General features: G+C 65.2%; 23 protein-coding genes. 6 read left to right on the forward strand and 17 right to left on the reverse strand.

The window, feature by feature from the left end:
* Nucleotide 1 precedes the first annotated feature (1 nt).
* Genes V5B60_RS07850 through V5B60_RS07870 form a run of 5 tightly spaced genes read left to right on the forward strand, consistent with a single transcriptional unit; the run spans nucleotide 2 to nucleotide 4,330 of the window.
* Nucleotides 2-2,038 (forward strand): acetyl/propionyl/methylcrotonyl-CoA carboxylase subunit alpha, encoded by a 2,037-nt coding sequence (locus V5B60_RS07850; RefSeq protein ID WP_332346504.1) that lies wholly within the window; start codon nucleotides 2-4, stop codon nucleotides 2,036-2,038.
* Between the two features lies 1 nt (nucleotide 2,039).
* A complete protein-coding gene (locus tag V5B60_RS07855) occupies nucleotides 2,040-2,966 on the forward strand; it encodes a hydroxymethylglutaryl-CoA lyase (protein ID WP_332346505.1) in 927 nt (308 codons plus the stop codon).
* A gap of 31 nt (nucleotides 2,967-2,997) precedes the next feature.
* Nucleotides 2,998-3,219, forward strand: coding sequence for a DUF1289 domain-containing protein (locus V5B60_RS07860; RefSeq protein WP_332346506.1), 222 nt, complete (start codon nucleotides 2,998-3,000; stop codon nucleotides 3,217-3,219).
* Between the two features lie 2 nt (nucleotides 3,220-3,221).
* Nucleotides 3,222-3,416 carry a hypothetical protein gene (locus tag V5B60_RS07865; protein ID WP_332346507.1) on the forward strand — a complete coding sequence of 65 codons (195 nt, stop codon included), beginning with the start codon at nucleotides 3,222-3,224 and terminating at the stop codon, nucleotides 3,414-3,416.
* Nucleotides 3,416-4,330: an MBL fold metallo-hydrolase gene (locus tag V5B60_RS07870; protein ID WP_332346508.1), complete on the forward strand. Its 915-nt coding sequence runs from the start codon at nucleotides 3,416-3,418 to the stop codon at nucleotides 4,328-4,330. The genes V5B60_RS07865 and V5B60_RS07870 overlap by 1 nt, the downstream gene beginning before the upstream one ends.
* A gap of 198 nt (nucleotides 4,331-4,528) precedes the next feature.
* Here the strand turns inward: V5B60_RS07870 and V5B60_RS07875 are convergent, their stop codons facing one another.
* Together V5B60_RS07875 and V5B60_RS07880 are read right to left on the reverse strand one after the other, a co-directional pair.
* A complete protein-coding gene (locus tag V5B60_RS07875; RefSeq protein WP_332350467.1) occupies nucleotides 4,529-5,230 on the reverse strand; it encodes a DsbC family protein in 702 nt (233 codons plus the stop codon).
* Nucleotides 5,231-5,268: 38 nt separating this feature from the next.
* Entirely contained in the window at nucleotides 5,269-6,438 is a 1,170-nt protein-coding gene (locus V5B60_RS07880) for a UbiH/UbiF family hydroxylase (RefSeq protein WP_332346509.1), read from the reverse strand.
* Nucleotides 6,439-6,507: 69 nt separating this feature from the next.
* On the opposite strand from V5B60_RS07880, the gene V5B60_RS07885 reads away from it, so the two are divergent.
* Nucleotides 6,508-6,906: a hypothetical protein gene (locus tag V5B60_RS07885; protein ID WP_332346510.1), complete on the forward strand. Its 399-nt coding sequence runs from the start codon at nucleotides 6,508-6,510 to the stop codon at nucleotides 6,904-6,906.
* A 121-nt stretch (nucleotides 6,907-7,027) separates the two neighbouring features.
* Here V5B60_RS07885 and V5B60_RS07890 read toward each other — a convergent pair whose 3' ends face one another.
* From V5B60_RS07890 to ribBA, 15 genes are all read right to left on the reverse strand, one after another.
* Nucleotides 7,028-7,312, reverse strand: coding sequence for a PsiF family protein (locus tag V5B60_RS07890; RefSeq protein ID WP_332350469.1), 285 nt, complete (start codon nucleotides 7,310-7,312; stop codon nucleotides 7,028-7,030).
* A 77-nt stretch (nucleotides 7,313-7,389) separates the two neighbouring features.
* Entirely contained in the window at nucleotides 7,390-8,334 is a 945-nt protein-coding gene (gene hprK, locus V5B60_RS07895) for an HPr(Ser) kinase/phosphatase (protein WP_332346511.1), read from the reverse strand.
* Nucleotides 8,331-8,783 carry a PTS IIA-like nitrogen regulatory protein PtsN gene (ptsN, locus tag V5B60_RS07900; protein ID WP_332346512.1) on the reverse strand — a complete coding sequence of 151 codons (453 nt, stop codon included), beginning with the start codon at nucleotides 8,781-8,783 and terminating at the stop codon, nucleotides 8,331-8,333. The genes hprK and ptsN overlap by 4 nt, the downstream gene beginning before the upstream one ends.
* Nucleotides 8,784-8,876: 93 nt before the next feature.
* Complete coding sequence (gene hpf / locus V5B60_RS07905; protein ID WP_332346513.1) at nucleotides 8,877-9,203, reverse strand: ribosome hibernation-promoting factor, HPF/YfiA family; 327 nt, start codon at nucleotides 9,201-9,203, stop codon at nucleotides 8,877-8,879.
* A 16-nt stretch (nucleotides 9,204-9,219) separates the two neighbouring features.
* Nucleotides 9,220-10,647, reverse strand: a complete 1,428-nt coding sequence (locus V5B60_RS07910) for an RNA polymerase factor sigma-54 (RefSeq protein WP_332346514.1) — start codon at nucleotides 10,645-10,647, stop codon at nucleotides 9,220-9,222.
* 81 nt (nucleotides 10,648-10,728) lie between these two features.
* The gene (gene lptB / locus V5B60_RS07915; protein WP_332350471.1) at nucleotides 10,729-11,454 is read right to left on the reverse strand and encodes an LPS export ABC transporter ATP-binding protein; all 726 of its coding nucleotides are present in this window, start codon (nucleotides 11,452-11,454) and stop codon (nucleotides 10,729-10,731) included.
* A gap of 11 nt (nucleotides 11,455-11,465) precedes the next feature.
* Nucleotides 11,466-11,912, reverse strand: coding sequence for a recombination regulator RecX (gene recX / locus V5B60_RS07920; RefSeq protein ID WP_332346515.1), 447 nt, complete (start codon nucleotides 11,910-11,912; stop codon nucleotides 11,466-11,468).
* A 10-nt stretch (nucleotides 11,913-11,922) separates the two neighbouring features.
* A complete protein-coding gene (gene recA, locus V5B60_RS07925) occupies nucleotides 11,923-12,942 on the reverse strand; it encodes a recombinase RecA (protein ID WP_332346516.1) in 1,020 nt (339 codons plus the stop codon).
* 154 nt (nucleotides 12,943-13,096) lie between these two features.
* Nucleotides 13,097-14,914, reverse strand: coding sequence for a type IV pilus assembly protein FimV (locus V5B60_RS07930; protein WP_332346517.1), 1,818 nt, complete (start codon nucleotides 14,912-14,914; stop codon nucleotides 13,097-13,099).
* Nucleotides 14,915-15,144: 230 nt separating this feature from the next.
* A complete protein-coding gene (locus V5B60_RS07935) occupies nucleotides 15,145-15,657 on the reverse strand; it encodes a CinA family protein (protein WP_332346518.1) in 513 nt (170 codons plus the stop codon).
* Nucleotides 15,654-16,139, reverse strand: a complete 486-nt coding sequence (locus V5B60_RS07940) for a phosphatidylglycerophosphatase A family protein (protein ID WP_332346519.1) — start codon at nucleotides 16,137-16,139, stop codon at nucleotides 15,654-15,656. Before V5B60_RS07940 ends, V5B60_RS07935 begins: the two co-directional genes overlap by 4 nt.
* A complete protein-coding gene (thiL, locus tag V5B60_RS07945; RefSeq protein WP_332346520.1) occupies nucleotides 16,132-17,085 on the reverse strand; it encodes a thiamine-phosphate kinase in 954 nt (317 codons plus the stop codon). Before thiL ends, V5B60_RS07940 begins: the two co-directional genes overlap by 8 nt.
* Nucleotides 17,086-17,129: 44 nt before the next feature.
* The gene (nusB, locus tag V5B60_RS07950; RefSeq protein ID WP_332346521.1) at nucleotides 17,130-17,621 is read right to left on the reverse strand and encodes a transcription antitermination factor NusB; all 492 of its coding nucleotides are present in this window, start codon (nucleotides 17,619-17,621) and stop codon (nucleotides 17,130-17,132) included.
* Nucleotides 17,618-18,136 carry a 6,7-dimethyl-8-ribityllumazine synthase gene (gene ribH / locus V5B60_RS07955; protein ID WP_332346522.1) on the reverse strand — a complete coding sequence of 173 codons (519 nt, stop codon included), beginning with the start codon at nucleotides 18,134-18,136 and terminating at the stop codon, nucleotides 17,618-17,620. The genes nusB and ribH overlap by 4 nt, the downstream gene beginning before the upstream one ends.
* Nucleotides 18,136-19,269, reverse strand: a complete 1,134-nt coding sequence (gene ribBA, locus V5B60_RS07960) for a bifunctional 3,4-dihydroxy-2-butanone-4-phosphate synthase/GTP cyclohydrolase II (protein WP_332346523.1) — start codon at nucleotides 19,267-19,269, stop codon at nucleotides 18,136-18,138. Before ribBA ends, ribH begins: the two co-directional genes overlap by 1 nt.
* Between the last annotated feature and the right edge of the window lie 74 nt (nucleotides 19,270-19,343).

Genomic DNA, 19,343 nt, shown 5'->3' on the forward strand with positions numbered 1-19,343 from the left:
TATGTTCAGCAAGATTCTGATTGCCAACCGCGGGGAGATCGCCTGTCGGGTGATCCGCACGGCCCGTCGCATGGGGGTGCGCACGGTTGCCGTCTATTCCGAGGCCGACGCCAACGCCCGCCATGTCCGCCTGGCCGACGAGGCGGTGGGCATCGGGCCGGCGGCAGCGCGCGAGTCCTACCTCGTCGGCGAGCGGATTCTCGAGGCCGCCGCACGCAGCGCAGCGCAGGCGATCCACCCGGGCTATGGCTTCCTGTCGGAGAACGACACCTTCGCCGATGCCTGCGCCGCTACCGGCATCGTCTTCATCGGTCCACCGGCGGCAGCCATCCGCGCCATGGGTTCGAAGTCGGCGGCGAAGAATCTGCTCGCCGCTGCCGGCGTACCCCTGACTCCGGGCTACCACGGCGACGAGCAGGATGCGGACTTCCTGCGGCAACAGGCGGATGCGATCGGTTATCCGGTGCTGATCAAGGCCACCGCCGGCGGTGGCGGCAAGGGAATGCGGCTGGTCGAACGTGGCGCGGATTTTGCCGGTGCCCTCGCCTCGTGCCAGCGTGAGGCGAACGCGGCCTTCGGCAATGGACAGGTGCTGATCGAGAAGTATCTGCGCCATTCGCGACACATCGAGATCCAGGTCTTCGCCGACTCGCACGGCAACTGCGTTCATCTCTTCGAGCGCGACTGTTCGGTGCAGCGGCGGCACCAGAAGGTCGTCGAGGAGGCGCCTGCGCCTGGCATGACTGCCGAGCGGCGGGCAGCAATGGGACGGGCGGCAGTCGATGCGGCGCTGGCGGTGGGTTATGTCGGCGCCGGCACGGTCGAGTTCATCGCCAGCGATGCATTTCCCCAGGAAGGCAGCTTCTACTTCATGGAGATGAACACCCGCCTGCAGGTCGAGCACCCGGTGAGCGAGATGATCACCGGCCAGGACCTCGTCGAGTGGCAGTTGCGCATCGCCAGCGGAGAGCGCCTGCCGATGCGCCAGGATCAGCTCGACATTCGTGGCCATGCGCTCGAGGCGCGGATCTACGCGGAGAATCCCGAGCAGGAGTTCCTGCCGTCGACGGGTCGCCTGTTGCACCTCGCACGCCCGGCCGAGAGCCTCAACGTGCGCGTGGACACGGGAATCGAGCAGGGTGACGAGATCAGTCCGTTCTACGACCCGATGATCGCCAAGCTGATCGTCTGGGACGTCGACCGGCACGCGGCACTGGCACGCATGCGGCAGGCCCTCGCCGATTACCGCATCGTGGGCGTCAGCACCAACGTCGATTTCCTCTCGCGCCTGATCGCCTGTCCGGCGTTCGCCAATGCCGATCTCGATACCGGCCTCATCGAACGCAGCCGCAGTTTTCTCTTTCCTGCACGCAGCGAGCCGCCCAGCAGTGTCTTTTTCGTCGCTGCCGTAGCCGGTCTGCTGCGCGAGCACGCCGCCGCGCTGGCCAGGGCCGGCCGCTCCGGCGACCCATGGTCACCCTGGAGCCTGCACGATGGCTGGCGACTCAATCTGCGCCCGCGACGCACACTGAGCTACCGCTTCGCCGAGGCCCGTTACGAGGTTCTGGTCGCTTACGAAGGCGATGGCTGGCGGCTGACACTGGGCGGCGAGTCGGTCCTCGCCCGCGGCCGCTTCATCGACAGTGGGCAGTTTGCCGGTCAACTGGCGGTCGAACTCGATGACCGCCGACTGATCGCCAGCGTCATCGCCGTCACCGAGAAGCAGGAGCTGAAACGTCACGTCTTTCTCGACGGCACGAACTACGTCATCCTGCGTGACGATCCGCTGCATCTCGTCGAGGCCGGCGGTGCCCAGGGCGGCGGTCTGACGGCGCCGATGCCGGGCAGGATCGTCGCCTTGCTGGCAGCGCCGGGGCAGCAGGTCGAGAAAGGCGCGCCGCTGTTGATCCTCGAAGCGATGAAGATGGAGCACACGATCACGGCACCGATGAATGGCAGCGTGCGCGCTTTCTGTTACGCGGCGGGCGATCAGGTCGCCGACGGCGCGACACTCGTGGACTTCGGCGCGGAGGTCTGAGATGGCGCTCCCCGGACGTGTGAAAGTGGTCGAGGTCGGCCCGCGCGATGGCCTGCAGAACGAGGGGCAGATCCTCTCCGCCGCCGTCAAGGTCGGGCTGATCGAGCACCTCCTGGATGCCGGCCTGTCGGTCATCGAAGCCGGCTCCTTCGTCTCGCCGCAGTGGGTGCCGCAGATGGCTGACAGCGGCGAGGTCCTGCGGACCGTGCTGGGGCGCTCGCGGGGACGGCGGGGCGCCTCGCTTCCGGTCCTGACCCCGAATCTCAGGGGCTTCGATGCGGCGGTCGAAGCAGGCGCACGGGACGTCGCCATCTTTGCGGCAGCCTCCGAATCCTTCTCGCAGAAGAACATCAATTGCAGCGTCAGCGAGAGCCTGAAGCGTTTCGCTGCCGTCGTCGATTCCGCCAGCGCGCTCGAAATTCCGGTCCGCGGCTACGTTTCCTGCGCCATCGCCTGTCCGTACGAAGGCCGCATTGCGCCGCAGCAGGTGGCGGATGTGGCGCTGCGGCTGTTCGAGATGGGTTGCCACGAGATCTCGCTTGGCGATACGATTGGCACGGGCACGCCGGCGACGATACAGCCGATGATCGAGGCCTGCGCTGCGGTGATCCCGCTGGACAGGCTGGCGGGCCACTACCACGATACCTTCGGGATGGCCATTGCGAACGTCTACGCCTCGCTAGAAGTCGGCATGGCAGTGTTCGACACCTCGATCAGCGGCTTGGGCGGCTGTCCGTACGCAACCGGTGCCAGCGGGAATGTGGCGACGGAAGACGTGCTTTTCCTGCTGCAGGGACTGGGAATAGACTCGGGAATCGACATGGCCGCTCTCTTGCTCGCCAGTGAGTACATCTCGCAACACCTTGCTCGCCAGCCGGCATCGAAGGTGGCGCGGGCGCTTCTCGCGCGACGCGGGGGGAATGCTTGAGCACCGTCCTGGCGCCGCGAGGTGGCCGCTGATGCAGAGCGTTGCCTCGCCGTGCATCAGTGTCTGCCGCATCGACGCTGGCAGCGGCTTCTGTCTCGGTTGCTTGCGCACGATCGAGGAGATCAGCGTGTGGAGTCGTGCTTCGACGGCGGAGCGCTTGCGCATCCTCGTCGCCGTCGAGCGGCGACGTGCCGAGCACGACCCGCAGGGTTGTGCCGCCGGCGGCGAGTTCCGTGGCGATTGCGAGCGCTGATCATGGGCGAGGCGGCAGATGACTATCTATGCGTCGGCATCTGCATGCCGGATCCCGATTCCGGCTACTGTCTGGGTTGCGGCCGGCCGCCGCTGCCGGTGTCGCCGCTCAGCCAGGGCATCGTCGTGGTCGAGGAGCGGCGCAGTGGACGGGTCCCGAAAGAATCGCCCGACAGCGACGGCCTGGCCAAGCGCTGATGCTTCCCGGCAGCCTGCTGGTCATCGAACGCGGCTGGCTGTCGTCAAACAGCATTCTCTTCCACGAGGGTGAGGAAGCGACCCTGATCGACAGCGGCTACGTCGCGCACGCGGCGCAGACCGTTGCCCTGGTCAACGACGCCCTCGCCGGCCGCCGCCTCGGACGCCTGCTCAACACGCACTCGCACTCCGATCACATCGGCGGCAACGCGGCGCTGGTTGATGCCTTTGGTTGCCGGGTGATCGTCCCTGCGGGAATCGATGCGACGATCGCCGAATGGGACGAGCAAGCCCTTCTCCTGTCGCCACTCGGCCAGTCGGCAGCGAGGTTTCGCCACGATGCGACGATCGCCGCCGGTGATGAGGTCGAGCTTGGCGGCCTGTGCTGGCGGGCGGTCGCCGTTCCTGGTCACGACATGGATGCGCTCGCCTTCCACAACCTGGAGCAACGCCTGCTTATCTCCGGTGATGCACTGTGGCGCAACGGCTTCGGCGTCGTCTTCTCGGAACTGCTGCGGCATCCGGAAGGCGCCGGCGGGCTGCGGGCTGCTCGCGAGACCCTTGACACACTCGCCCGCCTGTCGATCGATGTCGTCATACCGGGCCATGGCGCGCCTTTCGTCGAGGTTGGCGAAGCGTTCGAGCGCGCCTACCAGCGGCTGGCGGCCTTCGAAGCCGACGTCGAACTCCTGGCGCGGCACGCGCTCAAGGTCATGCTCGCATTCGCCCTGCTGGAAAGGCGGCAACTGGCGCGTGCCGAACTACCCACCTTCCTTGCTCGCCTGAGCTTCTGCCAGAGCGTGAACGCGCGCTACCTGCAGCACAGCAATGAACGCCTGGCGCACTGGCTGGTCAGGGATCTCGTACGTTCCGGGGTGGTACGGGAAAGCGACGGGATGCTCTTGGCCGTCTGAGCTTCGGAATCGGAGCGGACGCAGCTTTGTGTCTCGCTTGTCGCCACCGATCGCCCGTGCGGCGCGACGGCTCGGCGGCCCCATGCCACACCCGGCAGACAGCGCGGCGCCCAGCCTCGCCGGTGCCCCTGCCCGGTGGCGGCGTTTGCTCCCCCAATGCACGTTGGGCGGCTCACGGCGACTCTTGCGCCGAGCGTGTCAGCGACTGGGCGCCTGCGCGAGTTTCTCCTCGATCCTGGCCAGCGGTACCGCGCCCGGGATGCGCTCTCCGTCGGCAAAGAAGATCGTCGGCGTCCCATTGATTGCGAGTTTGCGGCCCAGTTCAATGGTTTTCTTGACCGCCGTCGTATCACAGTCACCCTTGCCGCCAGGCGCCTTGCCGTCGACCATCCAGTCGTTCCACGTTTTCGCCCTGTCCGCTGCACACCAGATGCGGTTTGACTTGTCGAGTGAGTCCGGCGAAAGGATCGGGTAGAGGAAGGTATAGATGGTGACGTTGTCGAGTTTCGCCAGATCCTTGGCCAGCTTCTTGCAATAGCCGCAATTGGGGTCTTCGAAGGTGGCAAAGACGCGCTTGCCGTCGCCGCGAACCTGCTTCACGGCAAGCGCCAGTGGCAATTCCGAGAACTTGATCGCGCTGAGCTTCTGCAGGCGCTCCTCGGTCACATTCTTCATGCTCTTGCCGTCGATCAGTGCGCCGGCGAAGATCACCGACACCTTGTCGTCGGTATAGAAGATCTGTCCGTCGGCATAGGCTTCGTAGAGGCCGAGATAAGGAGTCCTGGTGAGGCTGGTCAGGGGACGGCCGAGCTTGCTTTCGAGCGACTTCCGGACAGCGGCCTCGTCGGCCACTGCGGACAGGCTGATGGTCGTGGCGAGCAGGAGTGGCACGAGTCTCATGGTGATCAATGGTCTGTCTCCAGGTGATGGTCAATCGTTCAAAAGGCACCGATGGCGTAGCGTACGAGCAGGTTCTTTACGACCGGCAAGGCGTTGGTCAGGTTCATTCCCGTGTTGCGCAAGGTTCCGAGCCCCGGCCGTCCGCTGCGGAAAAGGTGGTGCAGGACATGCGTCGTTGTCTGCATCAGCAAGGTTTCCTCCCGCCGCTGCCGCTGATAGCGACGCAGGAAGCGCAGGTGGCCGACGTCTTGCCATTCCGGCACGGTGGCGAGCACGCTGGCCAGGGCTCGTGCGTCCTGAAAGCCGAGGTTGATGCCGTGGCCGGACAACGGATGAATGCCGTGAGCGGCGTCGCCAACGAGAGCGACGCGTGCCGCGACGATCTGCGGAACCTGCAGCAGACGCAAGGGAAAAGCTGCCGCCGCTGTCAGCAGCCGCAACTCGCCGAGCGCGCAGTCTCCGGCGGCGGCAACCCGGGCGGCCAGTGCCTCGGCTGGCAGCTGGAGCAACTGGCGCGCGTGTTCTTCCGGGGCAGACCAGACGATCGAGATGCGATCGCCAGCCAGCGGCAGCCAGGCAAGGACCCCGTCGTGCCGGAACCACTGCCGCGCCACGCCGCGGTGCGGGGTCTGGCAGTCGAAATTGGCAACCAGACCCAGCTCGCCGTAAGGCGTATCAATGGCCCGCAAACCGAGCTTCTCGCGCACCCACGAGTCGCGTCCGTCGGCGGCGACGAGCAGCCGGGCGGTGATGCGGTGATCGTCGCCAATGGTGAGGGCGGCGGCGCGGTCATCGATCGCGATGGCAGTCGGCTCCGCCGGACACAACAGGCTCAGGTTGCCCTGCCGCTTGGCGTTTTCCCAGAGCTCGCAGGCCATCAACGAGGACTCCACGATCCACCCCAACTCGTCGATGCCGGTTTCGTAAGCCGAGAAGTCCAGTTGCGCACCTCGGTCGCCATGAATCTTCATCGCGGAAATCGCGGTCAGGCGGTCGCCGGGCAGGTGTTTCCAGATGCCGATCTGCTGCAGGAAGCGGTTGTTTGCTGGCGAAATCGCGTAGACGCGTGCGTCCCAACCGAGGGCTGGTCGTGGCGGATGTTGCTCGACCAGGGCCAGCCGCAGGCGGCTGTCGCGCAGCGCACAGGCCAGCGAAAGGCCTGCCAGGCCACCACCTACGATGAGGACGTCGAAGTCACTGACGGACATGGATTTGATCCGGAAAGCGCGAGGGCCTGGACGACGTTGCGCCATGGCGAAACGCCGCGACTGGCCAGAATGATGGACAATATGCTGATGACGCTCGCAGCCAGGCTGCCCGTTCCCGCCTACCTTCCGGCAATCGTTCGCGCCGAGTTCGACTCGGCGCTCGACGCCCTGCTGGCGTTGACCGTGCCGCGAGACGAAGCCATGGATCTGCTCGTCGCGTCCTGGCTGTCAGCCGAGCCGGATTGTCTGCTGACCACCATCGACGGCGGCCGCGCCGTCGTCGTGCTGCGCGCTGCGAGCGGACGCTGGGCGGCATGCAACGCCTTTCTCAACCATTCCTGCGATCGTCATGCAGACGCCGAGCGTCGCTTGCGTCGCTTGCTGCGAGGCCATCAGCGCGGACATGTCGCCTGCCTGCCGGCCACTGTGGTCAGTCTCGCCAGCGCGACGATGATCGCCGTCGCCTGAGCGGCGCGGCGGGCACCCGCCACGCGCGACCGCGCCGCTGAGGCACGACAGGCTGTCGTACACTCGACAATCGATGGCGTGGCCGGCAGAGGCAACGGCGACACTCGCCTGTCAGCAGGAACTAGCTCGGGCTTCCCTTCAGGCACTCGCTCATGAACTTCTTGCGTTCGTCGCCCTTGAGTTGCTTGCTGCCGGCTCCGGCGTTGCAGTGCTTCATCTTGTCCTGTTGCGTTGCCGGCGCCGGCTTGGCACCCAGACAGGTGCTCATGAAGCTCTTCCGCTCGTCACCCTTGAGGCCCTTCTCACCAGCCTCGGCATTGCACGCTTTCATTTTCTCCTGCTGCGCCTTCTGCGCGGGCGAGGCTTCCTTCTTCTCGTCGACAGCGACCGCGCTGCCGGCGGCTATGGCGAGTGCAACAAGGGCGAAGACGGCTTTCACGGCATTTCTCCTCGGATTGATGGGGAGTTCCGATTAGGCCATCGCTAGAGTTCGCCGTCAAGCAGCGCCTGCTGCTGCCGGTTGATGAAGTCACTCATGCTGTCGATGCCGCGCAGTTGCAGAATGCTGTTGCGCACCGCAGCCTCGAGCAGGACGGCGATGTTCCGTCCGGCGGCGACCGGAATCACCACCTTGCGTATGGCGACACCCAGGATGTCCTGCGTCTGCGCGTCGAGCGGCAGGCGAGGCCCGTCCGAACGGCTGGTCGGCCTCTGCAGGTGCACGATCAGCTTGAGTTTCATTCTGCGCCGTGACGCGGTCTCGCCGAAAATGGTGCGAATGTTGAGCAGTCCGAGCCCGCGCACTTCGAGATAGTCACGCAACATGCTCGGGCATCGCCCTTCAATCGTCGTCGGGGCGATGCATGCGAGTTCGACGACGTCGTCGGCGACCAGACCATGGCCGCGTGTGATCAGTTCGAGCGCAAGCTCGCTCTTGCCGACGCCTGAGTCACCGGTGATCAGTACACCCATGCCGAACACGTCCATCAGCACGCCATGCACCGAAGTCGACCCCGCCAACCGGCGCGAAAGATAGATGCGCAGCAGGTCGATCACCGCCGAACAGGGCTTCGGACTGACGAACAGGGGCGTCGAAGTCGACTGGCAGGCATCATGGATCGCTGGCAGCACCTCGACATCGTCGGCGACGATCAGCGCCGGTGGCCGTGCAGCCATCAGTTCCCGCACCTGATTGCGCAGACGCTCGGCACTGACGCGATTGCCCCATGCGTTCTCGGCGCGTCCGATGACCTGCAGACGTTCCGGGTGGATCAGGTTCAGGTGGCCCACGACCTCGGCGCCGAAATAGCCTTGATCCCTGAGTTCGATCTGTCGGTCCACACCGACGGCCACTACCCAGGTCAGTCTCAGTTTCTCGCGATGATCCTCATAGAGCTGGATCACACTGAACTGACGCTGGGCGGTCATGGCCCGGCAGCGAAGATCTGTCGGATGGTCTGGGCATCGGGAGCCTTGCTCAGCGCCTCTCGACAGCTGCGATCCGAGAAATGTTGTGCCAGCTCGGACAGTATCTGCAAGTGCTGCTCGGTGGCCACCTCGGGAACCAGCAGGATGAACAGCAGCGCCACCGGCTTGCCATCGGGAGAGTCGAAGGGGACCGGAGCAGCCAACCGAAGGAAGGCACCCGTGGCATCCTTCAGACCCTTGATTCGCCCGTGCGGGATGGCAACACCCTGACCAAGCCCGGTCGATCCGAGCTTCTCGCGTGCGAAGAGGCTGTCGAATACGGTGCTGCGGGCAATGCCGAGATAGTTCTCGAACAGCAGCCCGACGTGTTCGAAAACGCGCTTTTTGCTGCTGACGTCGAGATCGAGAATGATGTTCTCGAGGGGAAGTAGCTGGGTGATATGGCTCATGCGACAAGACCTGAAAGAAGAACGGGGGCCAACGCGAAAGGATGCAGCCGGACGGTCCGCCTGGCGATCGTCCGGCTGGCCGGGCGTTGAAGGTTACTCGGCAGCAATGTGATCGGTGATCTTGTTGCCGCGATGGTGGTCCTGCAGTTTCTGCTTGTACTTCTGCACTTGACGCTCGAGCTTGTCCACCAGGCCATCGACCGCGGCGTAGAGGTCTTCGTCGACCGATTCGACATAGACATCCTTCCCTGCCAGGTGAACAGTCACCTCTGCCTTCTGCTTCAGCTTGTCCACCGACAGAATCACGCTGACGTCGATCACGTTGTCGAAGTGGCGGGTGATTCGTTCGAGCTTGCCGGTGACGTATTCGTGCAGCGCCGGGGTGACCTCGAGGTGGTGTCCACTGACTTGCAGGTTCATGGTGTGGCTCCTTCTTCTAGATTGACTTGCGTAAACTGACCGGAGGGATATTGAGCGACTCACGGTATTTTGCGATTGTTCGCCGTGCGACAACAATCCCCTGCTGGCCAAGAACCTCGGATATCTGGCCATCCGAGAGAGGCTTCGTCGGTTCCTCCGTGGCAATCATCTGCTTGATGAGGGCACGGATTGCCGTTGCCGAGCAGGCTCCGCCGGTTTCGGTGCCGACGTGACTGCCAAAGAAGTACTTCAACTCGAAAATTCCGCGTGGCGTTGCCATGTACTTTTGCGTGGTCACGCGCGAAATCGTCGACTCATGCAGTCCCACCGTTTCGGCGATCTCGCGCAGGACCAGCGGCCGCATGGCGACTTCGCCGTGTTCGAGGAACTGGCGTTGCCTGTCGACGATAGCCTGCGCCACTCGCAGGATCGTGTCAAACCTTTGCTGGACGTTCCTGATCAGCCAGCGTGCTTCCTGCAGCTGGACGGACAGGCCTGAACCCCGCTGACGGGAAAGGATCTGGGCGTACAGGCTGTTGATCCGCAGCCGCGGAAAGGCTTCGGCATTGACGCTTGCCGACCACTGGCCCCTGAGCTTGCGCACGACCACGTCGGGAACGATGTAGCGGGTTTCCGTGCTGGCATAGGCAGCGCCAGGGCGCGGGTTGAGGCTGCAGATCAGCAGGTGGGCCGCACGCAGCGCCTCGTCATCGGCGCCCGTCTGTTTCTTCAGCCGTACGAAGTCGTGGCTGGCCAGCAGCTCGAGGTGTTGCAGGACGATCTCCTGCGCCAGGCTACTGATCATTGTCGGCGGCGCTGCGGCCAGTTGCAGAGTCAGGCACTCCTGGGCGCTGCGTGCGCCGACACCGGTCGGGTCGAGGTTCTGCAGGTACCGCAGCGCGATCTGCAGCTCGTCGAGCCCGACGTCGAGATCCTCAGGCAGGGCCAGCGCGACTTCCTCGAGTGACTGCGACAGGTAGCCATCGTCGTCGAGGATGTCGATCAGATAGCTGACCAGAATGCGGTCCCTGGCGGAGATGGATGTCAGAGCAAGTTGCCAGAGGAGATGGTCGCGCAGGGAGACGGCAGCGGCCTGCACGTCCTGGTAATCCGTGTCATCATCCTCGTCGCCATCAAAGGAACCCGCCGAGCCGGCGCTGCCGAAGTGGTCGTCCGCCCAGTCGTCCTCATCGCTGCTGGTCGAGGCTGGCGACGGTTCTGCGCCCGCCTCTCCGTCCTGGAACTCGGTGTCGGCGTGCTCAGTCGGTAACGCTGCCGGCTGCGGGTAATCCTCCGCCCGCTCAAGCAGCGGGTTTTCCTGCAGGAACTTCTCCAGCTCGTGTTCCAGCTCGACCGTCGATAGCTGCAGCAGTCGTATCGACTGTTGCAGCTGTGGGGTCAGCGCAAGATGCTGCGTAAGCTTGAGCGTGAGGGATGGTTTCATGTGCGGGACCGGGTGGGCCACCGTGTCGCCATGGCAGACTGCCCGTCTGGTTCTCGGATCATCGCCGAAGGGCTGTCGCGATTACAGGCGGAAGTGCTCGCCCAGATACACCTTGCGGACGTTTTCATTATAAATGATTTCGTCCGGACGACCGGCGGCGAGGACACGCCCCTCGTTGATGATGTAGGCGTGGTCGCAGATCCCCAGCGTCTCGCGCACGTTGTGGTCGGTGATCAGAACGCCGATCCCCCGCTCCTTCAGGAAGCGGATGATGCGCTGAATGTCGAGGACGGCTATCGGGTCCACGCCGGCGAATGGTTCGTCGAGGAGGATGAAGCGTGGCTCGGTGGCCAGGGCGCGGGCGATTTCGACCCGTCTTCGCTCACCGCCCGAGAGCGACATGGCCGGGTTCGCGCGCAGATGACTGATGTGCAGCTCTTCGAGCAGGATTTCGCTACGCTCCTCGACCTGCACGGGCGACCACTGCTGCAGTTCGAGGACGGCCCGGATGTTCTCGCTGACCGTCAGCTTGCGGAAGACGGACGCTTCCTGTGGCAGGTATGACACGCCGAGTCTGGCTCGCTTGTGGATCGGCAGGTGCGTCAGTTCGACGTCATCGAGACGGACCGCGCCGCCATCGCAGGCAACGAGACCAACCACCATGTAGAAGCAGGTTGTCTTCCCCGCGCCATTCGGGCCGAGAAGACCGACGACCTCGCCGCTGGCGACCTCGAACGAAACGTCATGGACGACCGTGCGCGCCTTGTAGCGCTTGTTCAGCATGCTTGCGAACAGGGTGCTCTGCATTTTGGAAGTGTTCACTCGTCGTCAGGAGCGGCACGCAGGACGCGCCGAATGGTCTCGGCAGAGAATCCCCGGCTGGCCAGGAAGCGCATCTGCCGTGCACGCCCGGTGTCTCCAGCGGCCGCCGGCTGCTGCCCGAAGCGCCGCAGCCAGACGCGCCGGGCTCGTGACAGCTCGTCTTCCGCAACGGCCAGGGCCGCACTGACCAGCTCATCGGCAACGCCCTTGGCCCGCAGTTCATGCGCCAGGCGGGCATCGCCGAAACGTTCGGCGCGCACCCTGACGCGGCTGCTGGCGTAACGGTGGTCGGACAGCAGGTCACTGCCGCTCAGATCGTCGAGCACTGCCGACAGCTCCTGTGGATCCTCTGCCTGGGCAGCCAGCTTGACCAGCAGCTCGTGGCGAGTGTGTTCGCGACGCGCCAGGAGGCGCAGGGCCCGGTCGCGCAGCGCGTCCGGCACCAATCGGCCCTCAGGCGATCGCGACACCGGTTCCCGGCAACGGAACCTTCACCGCAGCGCGGATCCGGTTCTCGATCTCCAGCGCCACATCCGGCTTTCCCTTCAGGTATTCGCGTGCGTTGTCCTTGCCCTGGCCGATCTTCTCGCCGTTGTACGAATACCAGGAGCCGGACTTGTCGACCAGCTTGTGCAGTACTCCGAGCTCGATGATCTCGCCTTCACGCGAGGTCCCCTCGCCATAGAGGATATCGAAGATGGCTTCGCGGAACGGTGGGGCGACCTTGTTCTTGACCACCTTGACCCGGGTCTCGTTGCCGATTACCTCGTCTCCTTTCTTGATGCTGCCGATGCGCCGGATGTCGAGGCGGACCGAAGCGTAGAACTTCAGTGCGTTGCCCCCCGTGGTCGTCTCCGGGCTGCCGAACATGACCCCGATCTTCATGCGGATCTGGTTGATGAAGATCACCAGCGTGTTGGTGCGGTTGATGTTGGCCGTCAACTTGCGCAGCGCCTGGCTCATCAGCCGTGCTTGCAGGCCGGGCAGCGAGTCGCCCATGTCGCCCTCGATCTCAGCCTTGGGGACCAAGGCAGCGACCGAATCGATCACCACGACGTCCACGCTCGCCGAGCGTACCAGCATGTCGGCAATCTCGAGTGCCTGTTCGCCTGTATCGGGCTGGGATATCAGCAATTCGTCGAGCTTGACGCCGAGCTTCTGCGCATAGCCGGGATCCAGTGCGTGTTCGGCATCGATGAAGGCAGCCGTGCCGCCGATCTTCTGCATCTCCGCGATCACCTGCAGCGTCAGGGTCGTCTTGCCCGATGATTCCGGACCATAGATCTCGACCACGCGGCCACGCGGCAGGCCGCCGATCCCGAGGGCGATGTCCAATCCCAAGGAGCCGGTCGAGACGACTGGGATGTCGTTGACCACGCTCCCTTCCCCCATGCGCATGATCGAACCCTTGCCAAACTGCTTCTCGATCTGCGCCAGCGCTACAGCCAGAGCCTTCGACCTGTTGTCGTCCATTGTCGCCCGTCCTTGTTCTTGCTTGATCGGAATTATCCCACGTTCGACGACGCTGCAGAGACCGCCGCCGACATCTTCACTATACTGTATTCAAATACAGTATGGAAGCGGGTTGGGTGCGTTGCCGTCGGCGGCGGCGCAGGCGTCCGGCTTGTCAGCGCGCCGGCCGCGGACGCTCCTGCTGAATATCCGTCAGAACGAGCAGCTCGCGTACGGCGGCGAGTTCAAAGCCTCTGCGTTCGCCCTTCCGGTTGTCGCGCAAGAGCTTGTCGAGATAGGCCGGGCAGCCGGGCGTGTCCCAGAGACGAAGCAGTTCGCGCCTGATGTGCGTCATCCTGTCTATGGTCGGCAGGCGTGTCAGGATCTGCTCGATCGGCATCCGTGCCAACTCACGGGCTGTCACGATCGGCGCGTTGAGTTGTTCGGCTGCCTGCCAGGCTGGTGCGGCGACGTTGAAAAGGCTCGTCAGCTTCAGGGCCAGCGACTCGAAGGCTGCTTGCTCGTTGCCTTGGCGATAGACCTCGAGCAGTTTCAGCCACGGCGTCACGGCCGCCATCGGCTGCTGGGCGATGAATTCCTCGAGGGCGTGCTGAGCGCCCTTGGTGCGACCGAAGGAGAGCATGATCTCGGCGAGTTCGAGGGCGGCCGTCGCTTCGTCGTCGCTCCCGCGCAGCGACGACGAAGCCGTCGGCACGTGGCCTTCGTCGTCGGCCCGCGGGCTTTCGGCAGCAATGGCCGTTGCGCCACCCCGCTGTCTCTCGCTGCCATCATCGGCGATCTGCAGTTCCCAGCGCGACTGCTCTGCCGATGTGTCCGGCGTTTGCTCGGCGTTTGTCGACGCGGCGGTCAATGGTGGCGCCAGCGACCGCCGGCGCAGGAACCAGGCGAGAGCGGCGATCAACCCCAGAAGCAGGCTTCCTTCGAACCACCAGTCGGTTTCGCGCGCGGCCGCAGCGGGCGGGCCGGGAAATCTGACCGGCGACGCCTCACGCGTCGCTCGCGACGGCCTGTCACTGTTGGCCGCGCCCGTCGGTGCCGCTGCGACGGCGGCTGGCAACGGCAGCGGCTGCGTCGCATTCTTCCTGTGCAGAGCCTCCAGGGTACTTTCGAGCTGCCGTATCTGTTGCGCGATCGCCAACTGCTGTGCTGCCTGCGTATGCAGGGCAGACAGCAGCTGGTACTCGATGCGCAACATGGCCCGCTGGCTTTCGTTGCTCTTCCCGAGCAGTTCGGTCGACAGGCGGGTGCTCAGCCGCAAGGGATGCTCGTCGCCCGGAAGGGCCTTCACGACCTCGTCCTCGCCCGAAAGCAGGAGGCGGTCGCCGGCCCTGCCGGAGGCAGTCGTACGGCGAGAAGGCTCGCGCGGCGGCGCTGAGGCCCCCGCAACCGCGGTTGCGACGGTTGCGACCGCTGCTGACGGGCGGCCGGGCGAGCCCTCGGCGGCGGCAGGTGTCGCCAGCGGCACCGGGGCCAGAGCGGACGCGGGCAACTGCCGTTCGCGGGTTTGTGGCCGCGCGAGGGTCGCCGGCTGCGCGCGGCGATTCGCAGGGTCGATCAGCAGGACGTAGTTGCGGCCAGTTTCTGCACCACAACCAACCCGCACGTTGACCTGCAACAGCGGCTCATTGATCGTCTGCTCGGAGGAGATGCGCAGGTGCCGGCGGCCAGCGCTCTCCTCGACCGTCAGGCGGGCATTGCGCAGGGTCGGCAGATCCCCCTCGCCCGTCGGCGCCAAGCGGAAGCACTCGGCCTGCATCCTTTTTTCATCGCTGGCACCGCTTGCCATCTCGACCACCGCCTCGAAGCGCGAGCCGAGCGTCGAGAGCACGGTCATCTTTCCCAGAGTGGCGCCCTGCGCGGTCCCTGTCGACCAGACGACCAGCGGCGGAAGGATGGCCGCCATCACGACAGCACGAAAAGGGGCGATTCCGGGGAGCATCGGGGACAGGTCGAGCGCGTTTAAGCGCTTCATTTTATTACATGGCCGAGGGCTGTGCCGAGAATCTGTCGCTCCCGGAACGACGATTTGGCGGAGCGTCGCCGCGGCGCAGGGCAACGTGCGGCAGCGGCGACCAGATCCGTTGCCCTGTCGATCCGTCCGCTTGCGAGTCAGCCGATCCAGTCGCGCGTGAAATCGTGCGCTTAATCGTCCTCTGGCATGCGGCGCATCCAGGCATCCTGCGACCGTCGTTGCACGATCTCTCAGGCACAGCGGTGCCCAACCCGCGGCAGGAGTCCGCGCAGGGCGTGTTCGACCGACTGCGCACGCACTGCCCGGCGATCACCCGGAAAATGACGGGTAACGGTAGATACCTGTCCGTCGACGGCCCGAGCCCAGGCGAAGCAGACGGTGCCGACTGGCTTCGCCGCCGTTCCGCCGGTGGGTCCCGCGATGCCGGTGATCGCGACTGCCCAGTCAGCCGGGCTGCGCGCCAGGGCACCGAGTGCCATGGCGGCGGCGGTTGCCTCGCTGACCGCGCCGTGGTTGGCGAGCGTGCCGGCGCTGACGCCGAGCAAGTCGGTTTTCGCCTCATTCGAGTAACTGATGAAACCGCGGTCGAACCAGCGCGAGCTGCCAGCGACCGCGGTGATGCACTGGCTGAGCCAGCCGCCGGTGCACGATTCAGCTGTCGTCAGGCGCTCGCCAGCCTGCAACAGCAGGCCTCCGACCTCGTCCGCCAGCCTTTCCAGCGCCACTTGGTCGGGCTCGTTCATGGCAGCAGGAAGTGCAGGATCGCCAAGACCAGCAGCGTGTAGCCCGCGGCCACCAGGTCGTCACACATCACACCGAAGCCGTTTTTGACACGCTCGTCAAAATAACGCGCCGGTTGTGGTTTGACGATGTCGAAGAAGCGGAAGAGGCAGAAGGCGGCCGTCTGCCACAGCCAGTGTCCCGGACAGAACAGCAGCACCAGCCAGAAGGGGACGATCTCGTCCCAGACGATACTGCCGTGGTCGACGGCGCCCAGATCGACGCCCGTCCGGTGCACGGCCAGCGCGCCAGCGAGGAAAGCGAAGGCGAGGAAGAACAGCATCTGCGGTTCGTTCATCGACTGGCCGAGGAGCGGGTAGGAAAGCCAGGCGAACAATGTGCCGACGGTTCCCGGCGCGCGCGGCGACAGGCCGCTGCCGAAGCCGCAGGCCACCAGATGCGCAGGATGTGCGAACAGGAAGCGGATCGAAGGCGGGCTAGGCAAAGTGATCGAATCCCCGGTCGTCGCAGTGCACTGTCCGTCCGCTTGCGTCCACTACCCTGATCTCGCCCACCGGCGCGGGCAGAATGCGACCGCAGCGGCACAGTGGCAAATGCAGTTCGCCAGCCAGCGCAACGAGGTCGTCGCGCCTGCTCACCGCGGCCGTGAACAGCAGTTCGTAGTCGTCACCACCCGCCAGTTGGCAACGGCGGGCCAGGAGTGGCTCGACGCGGGTCGGCAACGGTGGCAGGAGATCGAGAGAGATCTCGGCACCCGCTCGCGATTGCTCGACGACATGGCCCAAGTCGGCGAGGAGGCCGTCCGAGACGTCGATCGCAGCGTGTGCCAGGTCGCGCAGGCGAATGCCGAGTTCGACACGCGGTAGTGGCCGCTGCAACGCGGCAAGGCAGGTGCCGCGAAGGCTCTCGCCGAGGTGGACCCGTCCCTGCAGGTGAGCGAGGCCGAGCGCCGCCAGCCCCGTCGGGCCCGAGAGCCAGATGTCGTCGCCCGGCAAGGCGCGGTCACGCCGCAGCGCGGTGGCCGACGGCAGTTCGCCAATGGCCGTCAGACACAGGTTGCGTGGACCTCGTGTCATGTCGCCGCCGACCACGTCGACGGCATGGCGGCCGGCGCAGGCGAACAGTCCCGCAGCGAACTGCGCGATCCATGGCTCGTCAGCCGCAGGGAGACTGCCGGCGAGGAGAACCCAGCGTGGACGCGCGCCCATGGCCGCCAAATCCGACAGGCTGACTGCCAGTGTCTTCCAGCCGAGCGCGCAGGGGTCGGTGTTCGGCAGGAAATGAGTGCCTTCGACCAGCATGTCAGTGGTCACGGCCAGAATGGTGCCCGCGGCCGGCACGAGCAATGCGCAATCGTCACCGGGTCCGAGCAATGCCGCGGGCGTCGGCCGGGTGAAATGGCGCCGGATGAGTTCGAACTCGTTCGCCATCCTGATCGCTGGTCGCGCCTATTCCGCACCGCCGGAGCGGCGACTCATCGGCGCCCGCTCGCCGCTGCCCGGCCGGCGGCAACCTCGGCCGGGCGCAAACGGATGGCCAGCTTGTCGAGTACGCCGTTGACGTACTTGTGACCGTCGGTGCCGCCGAAGCTCTTCGCCAGCTCGATCGATTCGTTGATCACGACCCGGTATGGTGTCTGCGGATGGTTCTTCAGCTCGAAGGCACCGGCAAGAAGCACGCAGCCCTCGACCGGCGACAGCTCGCCGAAGGGGCGGTCGAGACAGGCCTGCAGCTGTTCCTGCAGCGCCTCGCGCTGCCTGAGGACACCGCGCAGCAGACCGGCGAAGAACTCGCCGTCGGCCTTGTCGAAGCCTTCGCTGTCACGCAGGTTGGCTTCGATCGCCGCTTCGTCGCTGCCGCTGACCTGCCACTGATAGAGTCCCTGCAGAACGAACTCGCGCGCGCGCCGCCTTGGGGTCGGCGGTCTGGTCTTGCGACCCATCCCGGGCGATGACGCTGCGCTCATCGTGCATCCTCGCGGACCAAGCGCAGCAGATTCGCCATCTCGACGGCGGCCCGGGCGCAGTCGGTGCCCTTCTGGTGCATTCGTGCCAGCGCCTGATCGTCATCCTCGCAGGTCAGAACACCGTTTGCGACCGGTACCTCGCTGGCCAGCTGAAGCTCCATCAGTGCTCTACAGGAGTCGTTGGCGACGATCTCGAAGTGGTAGGTCTCCCCGCGGATCACCGCGCCCAGCGCGATCAGGGCGTCGTAACGAGCGGTTCGTGCCAACGTCTGCAGGGCGAGAGGGATTTCCAGCGCGCCGGGAACGGTGGCGACCGTGATGGCGTCCTCGGCAACACCGAGACGCGTCAGTTCGCTGGTGCAGGCACTGAGCAGCCCTTCACCAATGTCCTGATTGAAGCGGCTCATCACCACGGCGACCGTGAGGCCGGCACCGTCGAGCGCGGGCTCGTACTCGCGAATGTCGCTGCCGCTGGTGAGGGGACGAATGCTGGGCGAACGTTTCGGGTTTGCCATCAGAGCCCCTCGAGATCGTGCTGCGTGGCCACGTGTCCCGTGATTTCGAGGCCAAAACCCGTCATGCTGGGCATACGGCGCGGTCGTGAGAGCAGTTTCATCCTGCCCACTCCCAGGTCGCGCAGGATTTGTGCGCCTATGCCGTAGATTCGCGGATCCCAGCGTGTCGCGGGTTTACGGGCGGAAGCTGGTTCGCGCAGGATCGACAGCAGATCCTGGCCGCTCTCGGGACGATGCAGGAGGACGATGACACCCGCGTCGACGCGCGCCAGCGCTGCCTGCGCGACGCTCAGCGGAAAGCTGTGCCGGCCCCCCCCTGGGTCGAGGAAATCGACCACCGACAGCGGCTCGTGCACCCGCACCAGGGTCTCCCTGTCCGGATGAATCTCACCCTTGGTCAGCACCAGGTGCACTTCGTCCGAAGTGCAGTCGGTATAGGCGTGCAGGGTGAACTCGCCATACGCCGATTGCACGGTCTTTGACAGCGCCCGCTCGACCAGCGTCTCGTGCCGGCTGCGGTAGTGGATCAGGTCGGCGATGGTGCCGATCTTCAGGCTGTGCTCACGGGCAAAGCCGACCAGGTCAGTGAATCTCGCCATGCTGCCGTCCTCCTTGAGGATCTCGCAGATCACTGCCGCCGGCTCGAGGCCGGCCAGCTGGGCCAGATCGCAGCCCGCTTCGGTATGGCCGGCCCGCACCAGGACCCCGCCGGTCTTGGCCATGATGGGGAAAACGTGCCCGGGTTGGACGATGTCTTCCGGGCGCGCATGTCTCGCCACCGCCGCCTGGATGGTCAGCGCGCGGTCCTGCGCCGAGATGCCGGTGGTCACGCCGGTCGCCGCTTCGATCGAGACCGTGAAGGCCGTGCTGTAGGGGCTCTTGTTTTCGCGCGTCATCTGGGTCAGCCCGAGCTGACGGCAGCGTGCCTCGGTGAGAGTCAGGCAGATCAGTCCGCGGCCAAAGCGGGCCATGAAGTTGATTGCCTCGGGCGTGACGTGTTCCGCGGCCAGGATCAGATCACCTTCGTTCTCGCGATCTTCCTCGTCGACCAGGACAACCATGCGCCCGCCGCGCATTTCGACGATAACCTCCTCGATCGGCGACACGTCCGCCGAACAGCCTTGTGGTGCCATCAGTACCTCCTTGACTTCGAATCGGCAACACCGGCGCCACGAGCAGGTGCCGGCAGCGGCTTTCCCGGGACGGG

Source organism: Accumulibacter sp. (assembly GCF_036625195.1).
GTDB lineage: Bacteria > Pseudomonadota > Gammaproteobacteria > Burkholderiales > Rhodocyclaceae > Accumulibacter.

Bases quoted from the DNA above. Each gene is read 5' to 3' on its own strand.
- V5B60_RS07850 (WP_332346504.1), top strand. From the start codon at position 2: ATGTTCAGCAAGATTCTGATTGCCAACCGCGGGGAGATCGCCTGTCGG.
- V5B60_RS07855 (WP_332346505.1), top strand. From the start codon at position 2,040: ATGGCGCTCCCCGGACGTGTGAAAGTGGTCGAGGTCGGCCCGCGCGAT.
- V5B60_RS07860 (WP_332346506.1), top strand. From the start codon at position 2,998: ATGCAGAGCGTTGCCTCGCCGTGCATCAGTGTCTGCCGCATCGACGCT.
- V5B60_RS07865 (WP_332346507.1), top strand. From the start codon at position 3,222: ATGGGCGAGGCGGCAGATGACTATCTATGCGTCGGCATCTGCATGCCG.
- V5B60_RS07870 (WP_332346508.1), top strand. From the start codon at position 3,416: ATGCTTCCCGGCAGCCTGCTGGTCATCGAACGCGGCTGGCTGTCGTCA.
- V5B60_RS07875 (WP_332350467.1), bottom strand. From the start codon at position 5,230: ATGAGACTCGTGCCACTCCTGCTCGCCACGACCATCAGCCTGTCCGCA.
- V5B60_RS07880 (WP_332346509.1), bottom strand. From the start codon at position 6,438: ATGTCCGTCAGTGACTTCGACGTCCTCATCGTAGGTGGTGGCCTGGCA.
- V5B60_RS07885 (WP_332346510.1), top strand. From the start codon at position 6,508: ATGATGGACAATATGCTGATGACGCTCGCAGCCAGGCTGCCCGTTCCC.
- hprK (WP_332346511.1), bottom strand. From the start codon at position 8,334: ATGACCGCCCAGCGTCAGTTCAGTGTGATCCAGCTCTATGAGGATCAT.
- ptsN (WP_332346512.1), bottom strand. From the start codon at position 8,783: ATGAGCCATATCACCCAGCTACTTCCCCTCGAGAACATCATTCTCGAT.
- hpf (WP_332346513.1), bottom strand. From the start codon at position 9,203: ATGAACCTGCAAGTCAGTGGACACCACCTCGAGGTCACCCCGGCGCTG.
- V5B60_RS07910 (WP_332346514.1), bottom strand. From the start codon at position 10,647: ATGAAACCATCCCTCACGCTCAAGCTTACGCAGCATCTTGCGCTGACC.
- lptB (WP_332350471.1), bottom strand. From the start codon at position 11,454: ATGCAGAGCACCCTGTTCGCAAGCATGCTGAACAAGCGCTACAAGGCG.
- recA (WP_332346516.1), bottom strand. From the start codon at position 12,942: ATGGACGACAACAGGTCGAAGGCTCTGGCTGTAGCGCTGGCGCAGATC.
- V5B60_RS07930 (WP_332346517.1), bottom strand. From the start codon at position 14,914: ATGAAGCGCTTAAACGCGCTCGACCTGTCCCCGATGCTCCCCGGAATC.
- V5B60_RS07935 (WP_332346518.1), bottom strand. From the start codon at position 15,657: ATGAACGAGCCCGACCAAGTGGCGCTGGAAAGGCTGGCGGACGAGGTC.
- thiL (WP_332346520.1), bottom strand. From the start codon at position 17,085: ATGGCGAACGAGTTCGAACTCATCCGGCGCCATTTCACCCGGCCGACG.
- nusB (WP_332346521.1), bottom strand. From the start codon at position 17,621: ATGAGCGCAGCGTCATCGCCCGGGATGGGTCGCAAGACCAGACCGCCG.
- ribH (WP_332346522.1), bottom strand. From the start codon at position 18,136: ATGGCAAACCCGAAACGTTCGCCCAGCATTCGTCCCCTCACCAGCGGC.
- ribBA (WP_332346523.1), bottom strand. From the start codon at position 19,269: ATGGCACCACAAGGCTGTTCGGCGGACGTGTCGCCGATCGAGGAGGTT.